The sequence below is a fragment of the Chitinophaga sp. HK235 genome (genome assembly GCF_018255755.1).
Classification (GTDB): domain Bacteria; phylum Bacteroidota; class Bacteroidia; order Chitinophagales; family Chitinophagaceae; genus Chitinophaga.
Map to the genome: position 1 here is coordinate 2,612,397 of NZ_CP073766.1, position 22,877 is coordinate 2,635,273.

Sequence of the window (22,877 nt, forward strand, 5' to 3'; positions counted from 1 at the left end):
TTTAACGGGTGATCATAAAATTTCAGGAGAGCAGGAAACACTCATCCCATGGTAATGGGGTTGTATTTAATTGTGATAACATTGTCAATCCTACTCCGCTGCTGCCATCGAGCAGGTCCCAGCAGTAATCCCACTGCTTGTCTTTTCCCTGCCACACTCTGATGCCATGCTGACTGCCATCTTCACAAAAGGTTATTCTTTCCATCGCTTTCTGCTGCCAGTGGTTGGCACATTCCAGGAAAGCAGTATCATTTGTCTCGAACCAGAATTTACGGTAAAAAGCAGCAATGCCACCGGAACCATGACAGAAGCAGTTGTCCATTATGCCTGCAGATTCATCTGTATTGCGGCGGGCACTATAGTGCATGATTTCCAGCGCTTCGTCTGTCCATCTTTTTTCGCCGAACACTTTACCACAGTGCCAGAGCGCCATCGCTACGTTCAGGTCGCCGTAGCACCATGACAATCTGCTGCCCACGGATTTTCCATCCAGGATGGCGGGATACAGGGCATGCAGGGAGGTATCATCATAGGTATTTTTATGCCGCAGAATAAAGGTGATGCTTTCTGTGATCAGCTGGCGGCACAACGGTTGCGCGATACCAGCCTGATATATTTTAGCCAGGATAATGAGCAGGGAGCAGGTGCCGTGAGCGAGACTGAAGGAGTCTGTATAAATACCTTCCGGCTGATCATGTGTATAAAAGAAGGGCAGGCTTCTTCCTTTATCAGTAACCACACTTTTGTCCCACAGGCGTTGTACGAACTGTTCGAGATGCTCCCTTACATCGGGGCGGCTGGTAAAGCCCAGCAGGAAATTGCACATACCGGAGCTACCATGCAGGAAATCGAAGTGGAGATGGTCGCTGTGGAAGGAACTCTGGGAGATGGTGGCCGTTACAAAATCGGTAGCAAGATCATTGATATCCATTTCCAGGAACCCGTGACGGCTCAGGTGTTCGAGCAGCCAGAAAGGGCCGGTGTGGCCATTGCAGAAGGAATAGTTATCGCCGATTTCCGGTGTATATTCAGCATACAGTTCTTCCAGCAGCGCAGCAGCATTGTCGGCCTCGGTGTCGGCATATTGTTCGTAATAAAACATAAACAACAAGGCGCCCCAGGGACCTTTGAACAAACTGTTGGCATATTCCGATAAAAACCTACGTTCCCGTAGTGCGGGAATCATATCGTTATACAGACTTTTTAACTGTGTTTCGATGTTATTCATTGGCTGCGATATTTAAAGTGTGCAACAGGGAAAGATCGTGCTCTCCCTGTTGGGAATACGGAAACAGAAGAATGCTCATGCAAAACTATCCCCCTGTATGTCCGCAGGTTGCCGCTGTTGTACCATTATGGTATCTGGCAGCAAGTTGCGTTAGGACTAGGTCTGGTAGCCCTGCAGGAAGATATTGCGCGGGTATCTTCGGTGCAGGTAAGATACAATGTGTTAATACCGCCTACCAGTTGATGTTGCTGGGTAGCATTCAAAGCTGCTACTGTTTCCTTGTTGAGCAGCAGTTTTCTGCCCAGGTCAATTTTTTTCTTTTTCATGATTCAGAAAGTGGTTGAAAATCCTCCCCTGTCTATAGCCGTGGGGCGGTTGTTCGGCTGTTACAGCCCAGGACTTAAGTCCTGGGCTGGTATTGTTATTAACGGGTCCAGACACATCCTTCCGGACAGGTAACTTCATCTGTTTCCACGCAGCAGGAGCTAAACCAGGTGATCGGTACACCCCCGGCCAGTTTGGATTGCTCCTGTGGATTTAAGGTTACAATCTTGTCTTTTTTAAGCAGCAGTTTTTTGTTGAGCTGAATTTTTTTCTTTTTCATAATTGTGAATTTTAAAGGACATCATTTTCCGGTGCCCTGATTATAAAAAGAATACAGGTCGCAGTGAGAATTAAAAGTGTTATTGATATCAGCAAACTTCACAGTGGGAAACATCCGATGGGACACAGCAGATGGTAGTTCTGGTCAAAGGCATTCCACCGGCTATTTTGGATTGTTGTTCCGGATTCAGTTCAACAATCGCATTTTTTTTCAGGTACAGCTTTTTACTGAGTTTGATTTTTGTCTTTTTCATAATAGGGGATTTTCAGGCAGACATACTTATCCTGTTAGCTATAGGATCACAGCTGGAAGCGGGCATATCTACGGTTTAGAAAAAGGGCATTACATTAGTGAATCTCAGATACATTGAGGAGTAAGTGTAACACAGATATCACAAGTTTCACCACAGGAAAGACAAGTTATAAAACGTGTTACAGGTATTGCGCCACCTTCAACAACAGCTTGCTGCTGTGCGTTCAGTGTGACAATGGTAGATTTGTTCAGAGACAGTTTTTTGTCCAGGGAGATTTTTTTCTTTCTCATAACAGGGTTTGTTTACGGGTTAAATGTTTAAAATGCATGGTGGTAACTATCGTTGATGCCAGGTTAACAGCTATCAAACTGATGATAGTGAATGTTTTTACATGCACACCTGATCTGGCTTGGCGTGTGTTTCACAAGTAGCCCATGGATCCCAGGTAATACCACTACAGAATTGGGTATTGACACCACCTTTCAGACCGTTTTTCTGTTGTTCGGAAAGAGAAGCGATGGTTTCTTTGTGGAGTGACAGTTTTTTCTCCAGTGAAATTTTTTTCTTTTTCATAAACTATAGTTTTCATAATATCCTCCCCTGTCTTTAACCAAGCGGTAGCGCCCTGGGGCGGTTGTTCAGCGTACATTCTTAGTGATGGGAATATGATGGTCCGGATTTATGTAAAGTTGAACATAGACATAGTGACAGGTCATTTTGAGCTTTTAAGGCTATTGAAGATAGGAATTTTATCAAGAAAAAAAAATTTTACCTGAGAATGATAAGTTTGGTAAAATTAACCTGTTAAAACGGCACCGACTACACGAATTTTAGCCATCTTTTCAGCGTCCGGCGACGAACAGACGGCGTATCGAAAACGAACAGTTAGTGCCGGGTGATATGTGCAAGTATTTGTTTTTCAAGAATATAAAATATGGCATCTTCTTGGTATCTCACACCGAAACAGCATTACGCATGTTCCTCAATTATCTGAAAATTGCCTGCAGACAGCTACTCAAAAACACCTCCTTTTCCCTGATCAATATATCCGGGCTGGCCATCGGTATGGCTGCCTGCATGTTACTGCTGCTCTACCTCCGGAGTGAATTATCCTTTGACCGTCACCATCAGCACAGCAAGGACTTGTATCTGATCAACAGTGAAGCCACTGTGGCTACCGGCGCCAGAGAAGAATACCCCATGTTGTCGGCACCTTATGCAGAAGCCATCCGGTCGGCCTACCCCGAAGTAGCCGATGTAGCCCGGTTGTATACTATGGAAGATAAAACCCTGTTACAGGTAAAAGCTGCAGGCCGGCCGGTACAGGCCATTTACGAAAGCAGAGGATGTCAGGCAGATCCCTCCTTCTTCCGGCTTTTTTCTTATCAGTTCCTGGAAGGCGATGCCAGCCGTGCTTTAACAGAAACCAACAGCATCGTGCTTTCAGCAGAAACAGCTACCAAACTTTTCGGAGAGGCGCCGGCGTTAAACCAGACGGTGATACTCAGCAATGGCACTGCCTATAAGGTAACCGGCGTATACAAGGCCGAAAGCAGCCGTTCCCATATCGATGCCAGTTTCTTTATTCCATTGTCTGCTGGATGGATGGGCGATTTCCTGCGGTCTTCTCAATCCTTCTCCACCAACAATATTTTCTATACTTATCTGCGGCTGCAACCCGGCACCGATGCACCCGCACTAGATAAAAAACTGGTCGCCTTTATGCAGCGTATTGCCGGCAAAGACATGAGAGAAGCCGGTTTCAGCAAACGCCTCTTTCTCTTGCCCGTCAGCTCACTCCATCTCTATAGCGGACTTCGCAATATCGTCACGCCTACCAACAGCATGCTGTATCTGTATGTAATGGCCTCCATCGCTCTGCTGATACTGATCATCGCCTGCGTCAACTTTATGAACCTGTCTACTGCCCGTTCCTTGCGGAGGGCAACGGAAGTGGGTATACGAAAATCGCTGGGTGCCGGCAAAGGAGCACTGATCAAACAATTTCTGGGAGAATCCTCCCTGCTGGCATTCCTGTCGCTGCTGCTGGCCATCATCCTGGTGATGGCTGCCCTCCCACTTTTTAATACCATCACCGGCAAAAACATCTCCGGTAGCGTATTGCTCTCTCCTTCTGTAGCAGCCATCTTCCCCGGCATAGCCCTGATCACCGGTTTGCTGGCTGGCAGTTATCCGGCTTTTTACCTCTCAGCCTTTAAACCGGTAGACACTTTAAAAGGCAGATATACCAACCGTATCTCCGTAGCCTCTCTGCGGCGCGGACTCGTGGTAGTGCAGTTTGTTATTGCCATCGGACTGATACTCGCCACCCTGGTGATCCATGATCAGATGCAGTTCCTGCGCCAGCAGCCACTGGGCTTTGCTCAAGACCGGCAGATCGTTATCCCCCTGCGCAGTGAAGCCGCCCAAAATGCGTACAACAGCCTGCGTCAACAGATATTACGGAACCCGCAGGTAAAAGACGCGGCCGGTACCCTGTTCTATCCCGGCATCCGGAATAACATGGACTTCAGCCTTTACCGTCCGGACCAAACCGTCAAAGATATCCAACAGGTAAGCATCAACTGGATAGCTCCGGAATTCCTCCATACGATGGACTTTCAGCTGGTCAGTGGCCGTTTCTTTGCCAGCGGTACCATGGCCGATACCAGCCAGCGGCTGATCGTCAACGAAGCCACCCTGCGTAAACTGGCCATCCCGGTAGCCAGCGCTGTCGGACAACGGCTTAACTTCAACTGGCAGGGCCAGATTTTATCGTATGAAATCATCGGCGTGGTGAAAGACTTTCACTTCGAAGACCTTCATCATCCCATACAGCCCTATGCTTTTCTGATGGCACCACATCATCATTTCAACTATCTCATGGTACACAGCAACACAGCCAGCATGAAGCACATCATTGCCTCACTGGAAGACAGCTGGAAGACATTGCTGCCGGAAGAACCTTTTGAATATTCCTTCCTGGATGAAGATTTCCAGCGTAACTATGATGCGGAAAAAAACACCTCCCATCTGCTGACTTACTTTACTTTCATCGCCATCTTCGTTTCCTGTCTGGGTCTCTTCGGACTGGCTGCATTTGATGCCCAACAAAGGACTAAAGAAATCGGTATCCGCAAAGTACTGGGCGCTTCTGCTTTGAGTATTACCGCCCTGTTATCGAAGGACTTCCTGAAACCGGTGCTGCTGGCCTTTCTCATCGTCAGCCCATTGGCCTACCTGGGCATGCAGGAGTGGCTCAACAACTTCGCTTACCATACCCATATTAGTGGTGGCACCTTCCTCGCAGCAGGTGCACTGGCCTTTCTCACCGCGCTGCTGACAGTGAGCGCACAAGCCATCAAAGCTTCTCTGACAGACCCTGCACGCAGCCTCCGGACTGAATAATGAATGATATAAAAACAACAAAGCAGCAAAGAACCGATGAGCGTTCTTTGCTGCTTTGTTATTTAAATCTTTTTTGCGTGCGTTATTTCCAGGCATTACGCAGAAAGCGCAGCCAGTTGCCATGCATGACATTTTCAATGTCAGCGGCGGTATATCCCCGTTTGGAAAGCAATACCGGCAGGGATTGCAGGTCAGCAATTGTTTCCAGGTCATAGGGACACTGTTCTTTTCCGAAGGCTCCATCGAGATCGGAGCCGATGCCTACGTGAAGGGAATTACCAGCGATCTGGCAGATATGATCCAGATGATCGACCATCTTTTCGAGGTTACAGTTCATCGTTTCAGGGGTGGACTGGAACCGGATCCAGCCCGGCACCATCATCCAGGCGTCGAGTGCACCACCGATCACTGCGCCTTTCTGTATCAGCGTTTTGATCATGTCGTCACTGAACTGGCGGTTATGGTTTACCAGTGTGCGGCAGTTGTTGTGGCTGGCCCATACAGGGCCGTTGAAGAGGTCCATGGCATCCCAGAAGGCATCGTCGCAGAGGTGGGTAGCATCCAGTATGATATTGAGCTTTTCCATTTCCTTCAACAGCTGGCGCCCCTGTTCATTGAGATGACCGGTAGCATCGGTGCCGTTGGCATAACGTCCGGGCCCGTAATGCGCAGGACCTACAGCACGCAATCCAGCGTGATAAGCCCTTTCCAGGTGTCCTACGGTTACGAGTGAATCGGCGCCTTCGAGGCTGAGTATATAACCAATCCGTTTTTTATCGTTGGGAGTACCATCATTCCAATAAGCCAGGTGTTGTTCCAACCCCTGTTTATCTTTAATCATGATTATCTCTCCTGCTTCTTCCATGGCTTTATACCAGGCCAGCTGGCCCTGTGTCTGTGACCAGGCCTGCTGCGGAGAATACCATCCCGGCAGGTTGTTGTCCGGCGCTACGTAACGGGCTATCTGAGTGGCCACTACCAGGCCTATATTTCCTTTTCTCAGTTCCGGGAAAGACACGACGCCTTTACCGCGGTCGGGTTTATCGTTTTGTCCGGCTTCCCTGCTACGGATGGCGTCAACAGGCAGCTGCAGGTCCCTGTTCCATTCCATAGCATTCATGCTAAGATCCAGGTGTGCATCGATCGTAAACATAATGTGTCAAATTAGCGAACTATTCTTCCGGACGGGCCGTTGAGCATCAGTTCTGTTACTTCCTGTTTATTGATAAGTGCCCAGTCGCCATGGATGCTTTGTTTGAGCGTACCACAGGCGGTGGCAAAGTCGATGGTCTGTTGCGGCGGATAATTGTTCATCATGCCAAACAGGATGCCTGCTGTAAAGGCATCGCCGGTGCCGATCTGGTCGGTGACCTGCGGGATGGTAAACCCTTCTGCAAAATAATACTGTTCATCCTTGGCCAGTGCGCCGAAGTAGACCATCTGATTGCCCTGTACCTTGCGGAAACTCATGGCCAGTGTTTTCAGACGGGGCATATGCCGGCGCAGCTGTTCATGGCATTGCTGAAACCTTTGTTCCAGCGGCAGCTGTTTGTCTGTTTCAATATTATAATACACGTTTACGGCATCCAGGTCAGCCACAGTCAGATCGCTGTGTTGTAATAAAGCTGGCATGACGGCAGACGGATGTTGTCCGTATTTCCAGAGTGTGGCACGGTAATTAAAATCCGAAGAGATGGTAAGCCCCGCATCAAGTGCTGCTTCCAGCGCTTCCCTGCAGACAGCGGCACTACTGGCAGATAAAGCGGCGGCCACACCAGACCAGTGAAACACATCCACTTCCTCCAGCAACGGCTGCCAGGCGATATCCCCGGGTTGCAGCGTGGCAAAAGAAGAACCAGCCCTGTCATAGATCACACGTCCGGGACGAATACCATTGCCCGATTCTGTAAAATATAAACCCAGCCTGTCTCCTCCATACTGTATCTTTCCGGTACCGACACCATGGCTTTTCAGCAGTTGTATCCCTGTAGCGGCAAGGTCATTATCCGGCACACGGGTGATATATTCCGCTTGCATGCCCAGGCGCGACAACAGCACACATACATTGGCTTCCGCACCGGCATAGTAAGGAATATATCCGTCCGACTGACTGAAACGTTTTCCTGTATTACTGTGAAGTCTTAACAGAAATTCTCCGAAAGCCGCCAACCGGACTGCTGTTTTTCCATCCCGCTTTTGCATGATCCATAATTTAAGGGAAAGATAATATTTTCCCTGTCATCTGCATCCGCTGCAGATGATATTAATACAATTCAAACAAGGCTTCTATCTCCACCGGAATATTGTCAGGCAGTGATCCAAAGCCTACAGCGCTTCTTACGCCGATACCGTTTTCTTCACCCCAGATTGCAGCAAACAACTCACTGCAACCATTGATGATATAGGGATGACGCTCAAATTCCGGTGTACAGTTGACCATGCCCAATACCTTGATCACTCTTTTTACTTTGTCGAGGCTACCCACATGTGTTTTGATGGTAGACAACATAGTTAACCCTACCTGTCTGGCAGCGAGTTTGCCCGCTTCCATATCCAGCTCCCGTCCTATACGGCCGATGATCAGCGACTTATCGGATTGTACCGGACCATGACCTGACAGGTACAGATATTTACCATCTATCAGATAAGGTTTATAAACGCCCAGTGGTGTTGGTGCGGGTGGCAGTTCCAACCCTAATGACGCTAATTTTTCTTCTGCTTTGTTTTCCATATGTACTGGTTTAAAATTGTTTTAACCTGTGATGAGTATATTAAGTGCCAATACTCCCAGCAGTCCCACGATGCCTACTATTGTTTCCATCACGGACCATGAAAGGAGTGTATTTTTTATGCTGATGTTGAAATATTCTCTGAACATCCAGAAACCGGCATCGTTGACATGTGAAAACATCAGACTGCCGGCGCCAACAGACAATACCATCAGATTGGGGTCTACCTGCCCGGCGGCAACGAGTGGCGCCATCATGCCGGCAGCCGTAATACCCGCAACGGTAGCCGATCCTATACAGGCCCGTATCACGGCAGCCATCAGCCAACCCAATACCAGCACTGGTATATGCCAGGAACGCATAGCCACTGCAATCTGTTCACTCACCCCGCTGTCCGCCAGCACCTGCTTTAAAGCACCAGCACCGGCAATAATCAGCATCACCATGACGATGTCTTTTACGGCCTCCGAATAAATGCCCATCACTACCTTTATCGGGCGACGCTGAAACACACCCAGTGAAAAAGTGGCTACCAGCAGACAGAATAACATCACCACCGGCGCATCACCTGCAAACACCAGAAAACTGTGCATCCCAGTGCCCTGACGGGTCAGATGTTGCAGCCCCGTCATCAGTATCAGCAGCAATACCGGCAGCAGTGCAGTGATAAAGCTGTTGGCTGCACCTGGCATCATTGCAGGTTCGTTGTCAGTAGTCTGAAAAAGTGATGAAGGCTCTGCCGGCATTTTTTTCAGATAGCGGGCAAACAAAGGGCCGGCCACCAGTAAAGCCGGAATAGCTACTACCAGCCCATATATGAGCGTCAATCCCATGTCTGCATGAAACTGCGTGACCAGCGCTACCGGTGAAGGATGCGGCGGGAGAAACCCATGCGTGATAGATAAAGCCGCCAGCGTTGGTAAACCGATGTATACCGCCGGCAGCTTATATTGGTAGACCACAGAAAAGATCAAAGGAACCAGCAACACAAAACCCACGCCATAATAAAGTGGTATGCCGATGATAAATCCGGCTATCAGCAAGGCCCATTGTATATAGCGGGTGCCAAACAAACGAATCAGACTACCGGCTATACAACGGGCAGCCCCGCTTTCCGCCACCAGCTTGCCCAGCATAGCACCCAGGGTGATGATGATCAGCAGCCCTCCCATCGTATCACCGATCCCTTTCTGCAGGGAAGCCGTGATTTTGGCAACAGGCATGCCCAGCCACCAGCCCGCCAGCGCCGAAACAATCAGGAAAGCCAGAAAGGCATTGAACCTGGCCAGCGTCACCAGTACAATCAGTACCAGGATGCATAAAACAACGATCAGAAATGCCATGTCGTCAAAATTGTAATGCTAACGTGGAAAAGTTATGTACGACAGCATTTAGTTAACAATAATTTCGTCAGCCAGCAACATACTGTTGCCGCCGGCACCGTAGCCTCCGGCAGGGATAACACCTTTGTTGACAGCGGTCACTTTTATATATCTTGCCTGTACCGGCCTGATGGATAAACGTATTTGATTGATACCATTCACCGGGAAACTATCTGCCACGGCTACACGCTCATAATGTTTTCCGTCTGCAGACACTTCAAACGAAAGGCTGGCCGGCTCCCACATACGCTGCCAGTGATAGTTGAGCACATTGGCGCCCAGCAGCTTTATTTCCTGCTTACTACCCAGGTCAATAAACGCATGCAGATCTCTGGCCGAGAAACCCAGCCACTGCTGATCATTAAAACGATGGGTACCTGCTATACCATTCACCAGCGTAGTAGCATCACCGTTATGTTTTGTATTGGGCGGCTGCTGCAGTGTGATCAGCGCGCCGGTAGATTTATATATCTCAAAAGGCTGATGGAACAAACGCCCTACGGGCTTGCCCTGTACGAAAAGCATGGCCTGAAGGGTACAGCTGCGGGTCAGCAGTATACGGCCCTTGTAAGCCGGACTGGCTGCCACCGGTGTACTGCCATCTGTGGTATAACGGATAGTAGCCCCCTTCAGCTGTGAACGCAATGATACATACAGCTTTCCTTTTGCAAGGCTGTCCAGTGCATAATTAATCTCATGCCAGGTCGTATAGCCGTTGCCGGTAAGGGCTTCCAGCCGCCGGGTAAACTGATCGTAGTTCCGCACCTGCATAGGTGACCAGGCTCTTTCGGCCATTGCCTGCAGACGGGGATAAATCATATAGTTGGCATGTTCAGGTGTAGAAAGATATTCGCTCCAGATCTCTCCCTGTATGCCTGAAATATAGGGCAACAACGCAGTATCGCCTGCTGCTTTCAAGGGTTCATAGGCATACACTTCCTCCAACGGCGTATAACCGCCGGCAGCTGTTTTTTCTTCGGGATATAAAGACTGATAATGATCGAAATACAACTCATCTTCCGGTGTCATGATCACTTGCTGTTGCTGCTTAGCAGCCGATACAGCGCCCTCCACCCCTCTCCAGCTCATCACTACCGCACCCGGTGCCAGGCCACCCTCCAGTATCTCGTCCCAGCCAATAATACGACGACCTTTACTACGTACATAATCGCTGATACGACGGATAAAATAACTCTGCAAGGCCGCTTCATCAGGCAGGTGCTGGGCTTTCATGCGCTGCTGACAGGCGGCGCATTGTTTCCATTTCACCTTGGGGCATTCATCCCCACCTATATGGATATACGTAGAAGGAAACAGGGCGATCACTTCATCCAGCACATCCTGGAGGAAAATAAAGGTGCTGTCTTTTCCCGCACAGAACACATCATCGAAAACACCCCAGAACTCAGCTGTTTTGTAAGGTCCGCCGGTACATCCCAGTGAAGGGTAGGCAGCCAGTGCGGCCAGTGCATGCCCCGGCATTTCTATTTCCGGTATCACATTGATATGTCTGGCTGCGGCATAGGCAATCACTTCTTTGATCTGTTCCTGCGTATAGTAGCCACCGTATCTTTTGCCATCGAAGCGATGAGGCAGTTCCTTCTTATGCCCGATCATGGTTTGTGCGCGCCAGGCGGACACTGATTGCAAAGCGGGATACTTTTTTATTTCCATCCGCCATCCCTGATCATCGGTAAGATGCCAGTGGAAGTTGTTGATCTTGTAAAACGCCAGCTGATCGATGAACTGTTTGACAAAATCCACCGAAAAAAAATGCCGGCCCACATCCAGGTGCATGCCCCGGTATGCAAAACGGGGATAGTCGGTGATAACAGCTCCCGGCACTACCAGCCCTCCTGCGGTGGCAGGGTGCCACAGCTGGCGCAGGGTAGCGATACCATGGCCTATACCGGCCGCATCATGCGCCGTGAGTTTTATCTGCGGAGCGCTGATGTTCAGCAGATAACCTTCCGGCTGTTTTACCTGCACGGTATCCAGCGACAGAATAATAGCAGCCTGACGATTAGCAGATGGCCGGTTGACGGCTGCACCTATGTATTCCCGCAACAGGGCGGCTTCTTTTTCCAGACCTGCCATAGCCTTTATTTCCGCGTTGGCAGTAATAAAAGCGCTGCTGGACGTCCAGGAAGCTGCCACCGGCAAAGGAATCAGGGCCGCCGGTGAGGCGACCCGATTCTTTTGTGCGAAGAGGCATGTATGAACCGTTATGAATACAGAAAAAAGGAAAATGCGTCTCATACTATTTATCCCACCACATTCTGGTTGTTAATAAATCCGGACCCTGTCTTTTCACGGCATCGTTGTAGTTAGTGCCGTTGATACCCTGTTCTGTCTGGGAATAAGGCAGTCTGCGCGGGATAGTGCCGTTGGTAACATTACCGGTGTATTTCACAGGTACCAGTACCGGATAACCGGTACGTCTCCAGTTGGCATAGGCTTCCTGTTCATCGAGCAGCAGGGCAGCCCAGAACTGCGTATGGATCTGTTCCATCTGCTGATCGAAAGTTCCGCCGGTATTGAGTGCGTGCTCTGCTACATACTGATCGATCCTTGCGGGCGCGATCACGCCGGCAGCACCAAACTGGCCCCAGTTGCGGAGTGCCGCGGTAACGCCGTTGTTGTACAGCTGAGCCACATCGCCGGTGCCCCAGCCACGCAGCGCTACTTCACTGAGCAGGAAGTTCATTTCGGCGTTAGTCATCACCAGTAAGGGAGAGCTGTAGTTGAGGATGGTAGCCGGATTGGGCTCAGAGTAAGAAGCCGGGTTGGCTGGTTTTACATCAGAACCGTTGGCCATTCCTTTCTGCAGGGCTGCAGTTGTGTCGGGTGCACCGTTGGTCCACACTACAGATACTACGCCCAGGCGTGGGTCATTATTATTTTTCAGGAAGTCGATAAACGTTTTGCTGAATTTGCCCCATTCCTGATTACTGGCTCCTTTGGAACTGGTAGTATAGTCCTGATTTACCAGTTCAAAAGCAATGGGATTGTTGTTATAGGTCTGTGGTCCGTTGGAGTATCTCATAACAGCAATGTCTGCTGCATCGGTGATCACACCGCCGGCAATGGCTTTCTGGGCCCAGTCTTTGGCGACCACCTTAGTGCTGGTAGCACGCGTGGTACGCATCGCCAGACGCAGCATGAGGGAGTAACCAAATTTTTTCCACTGGGCGATATTGCCTTTGTAGATCAGGTCGGCGTTGCCATAGGTAGGCTTGGAAGGATCAAATGCTTTGATAGCTTCGTCCACTTCTTTCAGCAGGCCGGCATAAATGTCTTCCTGCGGATCGTATTTAGGCTGAAACAGATCATATTTACCGCGGTTAGCTTCGCTGTAAGGCACGTCTCCATACAGGTCGGTGATACGCTGCATGATCAGCGCTCTCCAGATACGGGCTACGGAGAGTTTGTTGACGTTCTCCGGTCCTTTGGCCGCTTCTATGATTTCTGCCAGTGTGGTAACCGTATTCGTATATACGTTACGGTAATAAAAGCTCTGGTAAAAATCATTAACGGCATATTTATCGCCGGCGCCTGAACCAGCGATCTCCTTGGCGATGGCAAAGTGCTGGATATAGGTACCGCAATGCAGGTAAGAGGCGAAGAAGTAGGCGCGGTCCAGCGGCAGGTTGCCTTTCAGCAGACTTTGTGTGAACAGCAGATCGACATTAGGCTTTTCGGAAGCGTTGGGATTGACGTTGAGCGCTTCAAAACCCTTGTCACAGGAAGACAATCCCAGTACAGCCCCTAAAAGAAGAATGAATTTATATCTGGCAATACGTTGCATGAGCTTACAATTTTTAAGAATGAACTAAAGTTTTACCTGCAGGTTGACGCCATAGCTCCGGGTACGGGGCACGCCGAACATTTCAAAGCCTTGTGCATTGGAGTTGCTGAAGGTTGATTCCGGATCGATATTGGGCGCATTCTTATACAGGAAAAACAGATTCCTGGCTACGAAGGACACAGTGGCTGACTGCAGTCTGGCGAAGGAGAACACTTTCGCCGGAACATTATAGCTCAGTACCACCTGACGCAGTTTGATGAAGCTGGCATCGTATACAAATTTCTCAGAGAGATTTTTGAAGTTATCGTAATACTGTTGTAAACCGGTAGCGTAGGTAAAGGTTTTGCTGAAAGGTTTACCATCCTGATCAACACCATTTACCGTAAGACCATCTTCCCTGCCCGGCAGTGTGATCTTGTTGAGACCAAAACGGGTAGCATACAAGTTGGTAGCGGAATACACATGACCACCAAATTTACCGTCTATCAGGAAACTCAGGTTAAAGCGTTTATAGGTAAAGTTGTTGGTGATACCCGCAGAGAAAGGAGATACACCGGTGCCGAGGTCAGTGAGCGCCGTACGCATTTCATAGCCGGTATTTTTATCATACACGGTATTGCCGGCTGCATCTTTCAGCACTTTAAAGCCTTTGATGGTGCTGTATGGTTTTCCGATCTCCGCAAAAATATAGGCGTAACTGTTAACGCTCACATCGAGCTGAAGGCTGTTGATACCTTCCGTGAGTTTCACCACTTCATTTTTATTGTAGGCCATGTTGTAACTCAGGTCCCAGGAGAAGTCCTTCTTTTTGATGGGAACACCGGTGAGCAATACTTCGATGCCTTTGTTGCTCATTTCGCCTACGTTGAGGATGGCGAAGTTATAGCCGGAAGCCGGGGAGATAGCAGCCTGCATGATATCGTTGGTGGTTTTGCGGCTGTATACGGTAATGTCGGCAGACAGGCGATTGTTGAGCATGCGTGCTTCGATACCGGCTTCAAAGGTAGTAGAGAGCAAAGGTTTCAGGTTAGGGTTGGGTGCCTGGAACAGTCCGGAGCCGACACCCTGAGGGGTGGTTGGGGTGGGCGTTTGCAGGGGCTGTCCGAGGTGGCCGCCACCAGACAAAACGGAATAGGTCTGTCTGAGGATGTAAGGCTGCGGAGTGGCGCCGCCTACCTGAGCCCAGGAGGTGCGTACTTTGGCGTAGTTCATCCAGGAAGGCATTTTAATGGCTTCAGACAGGAGGAAGCTGGCGCCTACGGAAGGATAGAAGATATTGTTGTTGTGCGTTGACAAGGTAGAGAACCAGTCGTTACGGCCGGTGGCAGTGATAAACAACATATCTCTGAAAGACAGGTCCACAGAGCCGAAGAGCGAGTTGGTCGCCTGGCGCTGGTTGACATTAGTGGTATTCAGGCTTACCACATTGGAAGGATCATAAAAGCCGGGTGCGAAGAAGTCGGTACCATTGAGGTTCACGGCATCGGAGATGGTTTTGCGTCTGTTACCTCCGGCCATGGCGGTAAGACCGAAATCGCGGCTCAGTTTGCCCTGGTAGTTGATGGTCAGTTCACCGTTAGTTTCGGTGCTGATGGTGTTGTACTGCTGGTATAGGCCTTTTGGAGCGAAGAGTGTTCCGGTAGGCACTATACCAACATAATTGATGTTCAGATAATCATGGCTTACACGACCGCGTACGAACAGGTTGTCCAGCAGGTTGTATTTGATGCTGGCATTACCGATAAAACGTTTGCGGTCATCGTTGTTACGAAAGCGGTTAGCTACAAAGTAAGGGTTGGAGGCAAAACCCGAAGGGTTCCACTCTACTTCCTTGTCATCGGCGTTATAGCCGGGATTGAGATTGCGGATGTCAACAGTGTTGGCCATCATGTAGGTACCCCAGTTGACATTACCAGGCGCGTCAGAAACGCTGCTTCTGTTTTTGGCCTTCTCGATGTTGTACTGAGCATAAGCCTCTATGGTAAGGCGTTTGCTGAGGTTGGAGAAGATGCTGACAGAACCGATTTTTTTGTTGAGTGACTGATTAGGCACCAGACTATGGTTGTTCATATCGGAGAGGGATACACGATATTTTGTGTTTTCGTTGCCTCCGGAGAAAGCCAGTGTGTTGGTGAAAGTGTTGCCGGTTTTATAGAAATTTTTGATGTTGTTTTTCTGGGCTACATAAGGACGTGCTACGCCATCGAACTGCACAACATCGCTGCCATCAATTTTAGGGCCCCAGGAGAGGCGGCCGGCGGCGATAGCTTTGGATTGGCTGGCGGGTTTAATACCATTTTCACCGGAGCCGTATTCGTATTGCCAGTCAGGGATGATGGCAGGTGTCTCTACGGTGAAGGTGGTGTTGTAATCTACGCCAATGCCTTTCTGGGTAACGCCTTTTTTGGTGGTGATGAGGATCACACCGTTGGAAGCTCGGGCACCATAGAGGGCGGCAGCGGGACCACCTTTCAGTACGGTGATGGTTTCGATATCGTCGGGATTGATGCCTGCGATACCATCGCCGCGGTCGTAGTTGAGACCGTTGGAAGCACCGCTGATCACGGCGCTTTGGGTGGTGTTGTCGATAGGCATGCCGTTGACTACATACAGTGGCTGGTTATCGCCGTTGAGGGAGCCGTTGCCACGGATGATTACGCGGCTGGAGCCACCGGGGCCGCTGGCGAGGCTGGAGGCGTTCACGCCGGCTATCTTACCGGTGAGAGCGTCTGCCACGTTGATTTCGCGGGCCTGGGTGAAGTCACTGCCTTTTACTTCTGTAACAGCATAGGCCAGTGCCTTTTTTTCCTTTTTGATGCCGAGAGCGGTGACTACCAGTTCTCCAAGGGCTTTGGTGTTGGTTTCCAGGTGGATGCTGATGTTGGATTGTCCTCTCGTTACTTTTACTTCTTTTCTTTCGAAGCCTACAAAAGTGACGGCGATTGTAAGTTCGCCGGTGAAGGTGGCTGGTATTTTAACGGAGAATTTACCTGTTTCGTCGGTCAGGGCACCGATGCCTTTGGCACCAACGAGTGAGACGGAGGCTCCGATAATTTTCTGACCGTCGGCTGCGCTGGTGACGGTACCGGATATCAGGTCAGACTGGGCATAGCTACATACAGAAAATAACAGGCCTAATAGTGGCAGGAATATCTTCGGTAAGGAGGCCACTCTTATGATATTTTTCATCATGTGGTTTGGTTGATAGTTCTTCAAATAATGCGGAAATTACGGGGTTAAAAATAGCTATTCCTGCCAAAACTGCAAATAATTCGCAAAATTTATTTGCAAATAATGCAAAAAACTATCTTCACAAATCTTTAATTTCTCTCTAAAAAACTACCAATCAATCATTTAATATTATCAAATTCTGCAACAAAAATTATTTTTCGCTCCAAAAGTGCAAAATTGTCTCTGATCTTCTATTTTTGTCCTCAACCCATGTTATGGCATGCAAAAAAGACCCATCGCATTTTTTGCATATACAGTTTTTTTTGTCTATCATCACCTTTTGAATTTATCAGATGCTATGGATAGTATGAATACACAGGACCATGTTCCTCCGGTTTCCCTCACAAAAAAATCCAGGAAACAACTCATCATACAACAAGTGAATATTCACACCCGGATCACTTACAGTGAACTGGTAAGTCTGATTAATGTCTCTGAAGATACCATCCGCCGTGATGTCAACGAACTGGCCGATGACGGGGAAGTAGTGAAGATCAAAGGCGGCGCCATGTCTATCGCCTACCACTACGGCCATGAATCCGAAACCTATGCGCAGAATAACAAACTGGTCATCGCTGAAAAAACGCTGCAGCTGCTGCGTGACGACATGATTGTACTCATCGGCGGCGGCACCACCATCCGTGAGTTCATCAAAAAAATACCGCCCACCCTGCGCGCCACCTTTATCACCGTCAATGTGCTCTCCGCAGTAGAACTGCTGGACAAGCCCATGATCAAAACCATCGTGATAGGCGGACAAATATCTGCCTACAGCCAGATGACTGTGAGCGGCGAAGTATTTGAATACCTCTCCAACATCAAAGCTGACCTCTGCATCATCGGCACCAATGCCATCGATCCTGTCAACGGCCTCACCGATGCCGACTGGGAAACCATCCAGGTGAAAAAAGCCATGATCAAAGCAGCCGACAAAGTGGCCATCCTCGCCATCAGCGAAAAACTCAACACCTCCATGAAAATGAAAATCGCTGACCTGCAGGACATCCACTATCTCATCACCGAATTGCCCGCCGGCAGCGAAGCCCTGCAGGGATATAAAACCAAAGGCCTGCAGATACTGTAAAAAATATGACTACTTTTATGGGATAACATATCCCTACGTGAAATACATCAATTCTATTGAACTCCTCGGCCTTGCCTCCACCCTGTAGTACGGGCACGGTTACACGATACTTCTTTTTTTTTAAAATATAACCCCAACGTCTGTACGCAATCCTCGCGGCGGTCAGGATTTATTATGCCCCCTTACTGTTCTTCGCTAACGGTGCCGTGTATACGCAGTTACATCCATGACATTTTAATGACACACTACTCAACATAACCCTTTCTCTCAATAGTCATTTGTTATATGAATTTTTTGTTATCTTATATTGATTATCAATATATTAAAAACAAATACTGCGATCACATAACAAAACAATAATCATACTTTTATCACTATTTTTAGAAAAAATATGACAATCATAAGAATATCTGGATATTTTTTAAGAATTTAGCGCTTACCTTTAAAATTATAAAAATGAGTAAAATACCCGCTACCTTATTTGACAAAGTATGGGATTCACATGCGGTCAGGAAAATTGAAGACGGTCCTGATGTGTTGTTTATAGACCGTCACTTTATCCATGAAGTGACCAGCCCGGTAGCCTTCCTGGGATTAGAAAACAGGGGACTGCAGGTGATGTTCCCGGAAAAAACCTTTGCCACTGCGGATCACAATACACCTACCATCAATCAGCATCTTCCGGTACAGGACCCGCTGTCGGCCAACCAGCTGAAAGCCCTGGAAACCAATACCGCCAAATACGGCATCTCCCACTGGGGCCTGGGTAATCCCCGCAACGGTATCGTACACGTAGTAGGACCGGAAAACGGTATCACCCTGCCCGGTATGACCATCGTATGTGGAGACTCCCACACCTCCACCCACGGCGCCTTTGGAGCCATCGCCTTCGGCATCGGCACCTCAGAAGTGGAAATGGTCCTCTCCTCCCAGTGCATTATGCAGCAGAAACCAAAGAAAATGCGTATAACCGTTACCGGTACCACCGGCAAAGGTATTACGCCCAAAGATGTGACCCTCTACATCATCTCCCGCCTCACCGCTGCCGGCGCCACCGGCTACTTCGTGGAATATGCCGGTGAAGTGTTTGAAAAGATGAGCATGGAAGGCCGCATGACTGTTTGCAATATGAGTATCGAAATGGGCGCCCGTGGCGGTATCATCGCTCCGGATGAAACCACCTTCGCGTATATCAAAGGCCGCGAAAAAGCACCGCAGGGACAAGCCTGGGATAACGCTCTCGCCTATTGGAAAACATTAAAAACAGACGAAGGTTCCACCTTCGATATGGAATATACTTTTGATGCCAGTGAGATAGAACCGATGATCACCTATGGCACCAACCCCGGTATGGGCCTGGGTATCACCCAACGCATCCCTACCGCCCAGGCTGCCGGCGGCAGTGAAGCCAGCTATACAAAATCATTGCAGTACATGGGCTTCAGCGAAGAAGAACCCATGTTAGGTAAAAAAGTGGATTATGTATTTATCGGCAGCTGTACCAACGGCCGCATAGAAGACTTCCGCGCTTTTGCCTCCATCGTGAAAGGCCGCCGCAAAGCAGATCATGTGACCGCCTGGATCGTGCCCGGATCACATATTGTAGAACAACAGATCAAAGAAGAAGGTATCCTTGATATCCTGACCGCTGCCGGTTTTCAGTTGCGCCAGCCAGGCTGCTCCGCCTGCCTCGCCATGAACGACGACAAAGTGCCCGCCGGCAAGTATGCTGTCAGCACCAGCAACCGCAACTTCGAAGGCCGCCAGGGACCCGGATCCCGCACCTTGCTGGCCAGTCCGCTTGTTGCCGCTGCCGCCGCTGTCACCGGTGTTGTAACCGATCCGCGTGAACTGATCTAATCACTTCTTCATCTTTAACTACTAGCAAAAACATCATGGCTTACGATAAATTTACCGTACTGAAAAGCGCTGCTGTACCCATGCCCATCGAAAACGTGGACACCGACCAGATCATCCCCGCCCGCTTTCTCAAAGCAACAGAGCGCACCGGATTTGGCGACAACCTGTTCCGCGACTGGCGCTATAATACAGACGGCACTCCCAAACCGGACTTTGTACTCAACAACCCGATCTATTCCGGTAAAATACTGGTGGCCGGCAAAAACTTCGGCAGTGGCTCCAGTCGCGAACATGCTGCCTGGGCTATCTACGACTACGGCTTCCGCTGCGTAGTGTCCAGCTTCTTCGCCGATATCTTCAAAAACAACTCCCTGAACATCGGTATCCTGCCAGTACAGGTGAGCCCGGAATTCCTGCATAAGATATTTACCGCCATAGAAGCCGATCCCCAAACCGAACTGGTCATCGACCTGCCTGCTCAAACCATCACTATCACCGCTACCGGTGAAAACACGCAGTTCGATATCAACAGCTACAAAAAACACAACATGACCAACGGCTTTGATGACATCGACTACCTCCAGGCCATGAAAGATGATATACAGGCTTTTGCCGCAAAGAGTATGTATTAACCCCATAATTATTTGCTTTATGCCAGTACCGCAGCGATATGTTGAAATAATGGACACCACCCTCCGCGACGGTGAACAAACCAGCGGCGTCTCTTTTTCTCCCTCGGAAAAACTAACCATTGCCCAGCTTTTATTAACAGAAGTAAAAGTCGACAGGATTGAAATTGCCTCCGCCCGCGTTTCGGAAGGTGAATTTGCGGCGGTAAAGGCCATTACCCAATGGGCTGAGGCAAATGGTTTTATCAATAAAGTAGAAGTACTCACCTTCGTTGATGGCGATGTATCTGTTGAGTGGATGCTGCAGTCCGGCGCCAGGGTCATGAACCTGCTCACAAAAGGTTCTCTCAATCATCTCACCCATCAGCTGAAGAAAAAACCGGCAGAACACTTCGCGGAAGTAGGCGCCGTGATTGCCCTTGCCAGAAAAAACGGACTGGAGTGCAATGTATACCTGGAAGACTGGAGCAACGGCATGCGCCACTCCAGCGACTACGTATACCAGTACCTCGACTTCCTGCAGCACCAGCCTGTCAAACGCATCATGCTGCCCGACACGCTCGGCGTACTCACACCCGCAGAAGTCAGCCAATACATCAGTGCCATCGTGCAACGTTATCCGCAGCTGCACTTCGATTTCCATGCACACAATGATTATGATCTCGGCACCGCCAACGTACTGGAAGGCGTGAAAGCCGGTGCTCACGGCATACACCTTACCATCAACGGTATGGGTGAAAGAGCAGGCAACGCCCCGCTGGCCAGCGCCATCGCTGTGCTCAACGACTTCATGCCCGAAATCAAAACAGCCGTGTCAGAAAAATCATTATACAGTGCCAGCAAACTAGTGGAAACATTCTCCGGCATCCGCATCCCGGCTAATAAACCAGTAGTAGGCGCCAACGTTTTCACACAAACAGCCGGCATACACGCCGATGGCGACAAAAAGAACAAACTGTATTTCAGTGACCTGATGCCCGAACGCTTCGGCCGCCAGCGCCTCTACGCCCTTGGCAAAACAAGCGGCAAGGCCAACATTGAAAATAATCTTCAGCAGCTGGGTATCCAGCTCTCTGATGCCAACCTCAAAAAGGTTACCCAGCGCATCATTGAACTGGGCGATAAAAAAGAAGTGCTCACACAGGCCGACCTGCCCTACATCATCTCTGATATTCTCGACAGCAGCCGGATAGAGGAAAAGGTGAAAATAGAAAACTATGTGCTCTCCCATTCCAAAAACCTCCACCCTTCTGTCACCCTGAAAATATCAGTGGAAGGAGAACTCTTCGAAGAACACTCCCAGGGCGATGGTCAGTATGATGCCTTCATGAATGCACTCAAAAAGGTATACAAAAAGAAAAAACGGGAACTGCCTGCACTCACAGACTACTCTGTTCACATCCCTCCCGGCGGTAAAAGCGACGCTTTATGCGAAACCATTATCACCTGGAACTTCCAGAATAAGGAGTTCAAAACAAGAGGACTGGACAGCGACCAGACCGTGTCTGCCATAAAGGCCACCCAGAAAATGCTCAACCTGATCTGATCAATCATCATTTTATTATCAACAGATGGCAACTAAACATATTTTAATTGTTCCCGGAGACGGAATAGGACAGGAAGTAACCGCAGTAGGTAAAAAAGTGCTGGACAAAATCGCAGCGCGATTCGGACACACTTTCACATATGACGAAGCACTGGTAGGACATGCTGCCATCGAGGCTACCGGCAACCCGTTGCCCGATGAATCGCTGGCCAAAATGCGGGCCTCAGATGCCGTGCTCTTTGGCGCTGTAGGCCATCCCAAATACGATAATGACCCTTCCGCCAAAGTAAGGCCGGAACAAGGTCTGCTTCGCATGCGCAAGGAACTGGGATTATACGCCAATCTGCGCCCTATCAAATTATTCGACGAACTACTCGACGCCTCCAGCATCAAACCGGAAATACTGAAAGGCGCTGACATCCTCTTCTTCCGTGAATTGACCGGCGACATCTACTTCGGCGAGAAAGGCAGAAAAAACGACGGTGACACCGCCTTCGATATCGCGGAATACAGCCGCTTTGAAGTGGAACGTATTGCCCGCAAAGCTTTTGAAGCCGCCCGTACCCGACGCAAAAAACTCTGCTCCGTCGATAAAGCCAATGTCATCGAAACATCCCGGCTCTGGAGGGAAGTCATACAGAAAATAGCACCTGAATATCCTGATGTGGAAGTAGAACATCAGTTCGTAGATGCTACCGCCATGCTGCTTATCAAAGATCCCCGCCGCTTCGATGTGGTAGTTACGGCCAACCTCTTCGGCGATATCCTCACCGATGAAGCCTCACAGATAGCAGGCTCCATGGGCATGCTCGCCTCCGCCTCCATCGGCGATGGCACCGGCGTATACGAGCCCATCCACGGCTCCGCCCACGACATCACCGGCAAAGGTGTAGCCAACCCACTGGCTTCCATACTCTCAGCTGCATTACTGCTCGATATCTCCTTCGGCATGAAGGCAGAATCCAACGCTGTTATACACGCTGTAGACCAGGTACTGAAAGCCGGCTTCCGCACCCGCGACATCGCCAACCCGCAAACACCCGCCCACATGATCAAAGGCACAGATGCCATCGGTGAAGAAGTACTGAAACAGCTGTAAGATATCATCAGAAAAT

At 49.4% G+C, this 22,877-nt stretch carries 19 protein-coding genes; 6 read left to right on the forward strand and 13 right to left on the reverse strand.

From position 1 onward, the window contains the following. Positions 1-22 precede the first annotated feature (22 nt). The 6 genes from KD145_RS08710 to KD145_RS08735 form a co-directional block, all read right to left on the reverse strand. Positions 23-1,228, reverse strand: coding sequence for a lanthionine synthetase C family protein (locus KD145_RS08710; RefSeq protein ID WP_212005508.1), 1,206 nt, complete (start codon positions 1,226-1,228; stop codon positions 23-25). A 125-nt stretch (positions 1,229-1,353) separates the two neighbouring features. Next, positions 1,354-1,554: a class I lanthipeptide gene (locus KD145_RS08715; protein ID WP_212005509.1), complete on the reverse strand. Its 201-nt coding sequence runs from the start codon at positions 1,552-1,554 to the stop codon at positions 1,354-1,356. A gap of 98 nt (positions 1,555-1,652) precedes the next feature. Beyond that, positions 1,653-1,832, reverse strand: coding sequence for a class I lanthipeptide (locus tag KD145_RS08720; protein WP_212005510.1), 180 nt, complete (start codon positions 1,830-1,832; stop codon positions 1,653-1,655). 88 nt (positions 1,833-1,920) lie between these two features. Next, positions 1,921-2,085, reverse strand: a complete 165-nt coding sequence (locus KD145_RS08725) for a class I lanthipeptide (RefSeq protein ID WP_212005511.1) — start codon at positions 2,083-2,085, stop codon at positions 1,921-1,923. Positions 2,086-2,189: 104 nt separating this feature from the next. Beyond that, positions 2,190-2,375 carry a class I lanthipeptide gene (locus KD145_RS08730; protein WP_212005512.1) on the reverse strand — a complete coding sequence of 62 codons (186 nt, stop codon included), beginning with the start codon at positions 2,373-2,375 and terminating at the stop codon, positions 2,190-2,192. 97 nt (positions 2,376-2,472) lie between these two features. Beyond that, on the reverse strand, positions 2,473-2,658 hold the full coding sequence (locus tag KD145_RS08735; protein ID WP_212005513.1) for a class I lanthipeptide: 186 nt from the start codon (positions 2,656-2,658) through the stop codon (positions 2,473-2,475). Between the two features lie 372 nt (positions 2,659-3,030). On the opposite strand from KD145_RS08735, the gene KD145_RS08740 reads away from it, so the two are divergent. Next, on the forward strand, positions 3,031-5,493 hold the full coding sequence (locus tag KD145_RS08740; RefSeq protein WP_212005514.1) for an ABC transporter permease: 2,463 nt from the start codon (positions 3,031-3,033) through the stop codon (positions 5,491-5,493). 82 nt (positions 5,494-5,575) lie between these two features. Here KD145_RS08740 and KD145_RS08745 read toward each other — a convergent pair whose 3' ends face one another. The 7 genes from KD145_RS08745 to KD145_RS08775 all read right to left on the reverse strand — a co-directional run bounded on the left by KD145_RS08745 (position 5,576) and on the right by KD145_RS08775 (position 16,604). Further along, the gene (locus tag KD145_RS08745) at positions 5,576-6,646 is read right to left on the reverse strand and encodes a dipeptidase (protein WP_212005515.1); all 1,071 of its coding nucleotides are present in this window, start codon (positions 6,644-6,646) and stop codon (positions 5,576-5,578) included. Between the two features lie 11 nt (positions 6,647-6,657). Then, a complete protein-coding gene (locus KD145_RS08750) occupies positions 6,658-7,695 on the reverse strand; it encodes a sugar kinase (protein WP_212005516.1) in 1,038 nt (345 codons plus the stop codon). Between the two features lie 61 nt (positions 7,696-7,756). Then, positions 7,757-8,224 carry a RidA family protein gene (locus KD145_RS08755; RefSeq protein WP_212005517.1) on the reverse strand — a complete coding sequence of 156 codons (468 nt, stop codon included), beginning with the start codon at positions 8,222-8,224 and terminating at the stop codon, positions 7,757-7,759. A 21-nt stretch (positions 8,225-8,245) separates the two neighbouring features. Next, on the reverse strand, positions 8,246-9,565 hold the full coding sequence (locus KD145_RS08760) for a gluconate:H+ symporter (protein WP_212005518.1): 1,320 nt from the start codon (positions 9,563-9,565) through the stop codon (positions 8,246-8,248). 48 nt (positions 9,566-9,613) lie between these two features. Next, complete coding sequence (locus tag KD145_RS08765) at positions 9,614-11,863, reverse strand: family 20 glycosylhydrolase (protein ID WP_212005519.1); 2,250 nt, start codon at positions 11,861-11,863, stop codon at positions 9,614-9,616. 1 nt (position 11,864) lies between these two features. Next, positions 11,865-13,412 carry a SusD/RagB family nutrient-binding outer membrane lipoprotein gene (locus tag KD145_RS08770; protein ID WP_212005520.1) on the reverse strand — a complete coding sequence of 516 codons (1,548 nt, stop codon included), beginning with the start codon at positions 13,410-13,412 and terminating at the stop codon, positions 11,865-11,867. Positions 13,413-13,436: 24 nt separating this feature from the next. Further along, positions 13,437-16,604, reverse strand: coding sequence for a SusC/RagA family TonB-linked outer membrane protein (locus KD145_RS08775; RefSeq protein ID WP_212005521.1), 3,168 nt, complete (start codon positions 16,602-16,604; stop codon positions 13,437-13,439). A 337-nt stretch (positions 16,605-16,941) separates the two neighbouring features. On the opposite strand from KD145_RS08775, the gene KD145_RS08780 reads away from it, so the two are divergent. The 5 genes from KD145_RS08780 to leuB all read left to right on the forward strand — a co-directional run bounded on the left by KD145_RS08780 (position 16,942) and on the right by leuB (position 22,861). Beyond that, positions 16,942-17,727: a DeoR/GlpR family DNA-binding transcription regulator gene (locus KD145_RS08780; RefSeq protein ID WP_249219771.1), complete on the forward strand. Its 786-nt coding sequence runs from the start codon at positions 16,942-16,944 to the stop codon at positions 17,725-17,727. A 456-nt stretch (positions 17,728-18,183) separates the two neighbouring features. Then, positions 18,184-19,587 carry a 3-isopropylmalate dehydratase large subunit gene (gene leuC, locus KD145_RS08785; protein WP_212005522.1) on the forward strand — a complete coding sequence of 468 codons (1,404 nt, stop codon included), beginning with the start codon at positions 18,184-18,186 and terminating at the stop codon, positions 19,585-19,587. Positions 19,588-19,622: 35 nt separating this feature from the next. Beyond that, positions 19,623-20,219 carry a 3-isopropylmalate dehydratase small subunit gene (leuD, locus tag KD145_RS08790; protein WP_212005523.1) on the forward strand — a complete coding sequence of 199 codons (597 nt, stop codon included), beginning with the start codon at positions 19,623-19,625 and terminating at the stop codon, positions 20,217-20,219. A 19-nt stretch (positions 20,220-20,238) separates the two neighbouring features. Further along, on the forward strand, positions 20,239-21,762 hold the full coding sequence (locus KD145_RS08795; RefSeq protein WP_212005524.1) for an alpha-isopropylmalate synthase regulatory domain-containing protein: 1,524 nt from the start codon (positions 20,239-20,241) through the stop codon (positions 21,760-21,762). Positions 21,763-21,787: 25 nt separating this feature from the next. Next, a complete protein-coding gene (gene leuB / locus KD145_RS08800) occupies positions 21,788-22,861 on the forward strand; it encodes a 3-isopropylmalate dehydrogenase (protein WP_212005525.1) in 1,074 nt (357 codons plus the stop codon). Positions 22,862-22,877 lie beyond the last annotated feature (16 nt).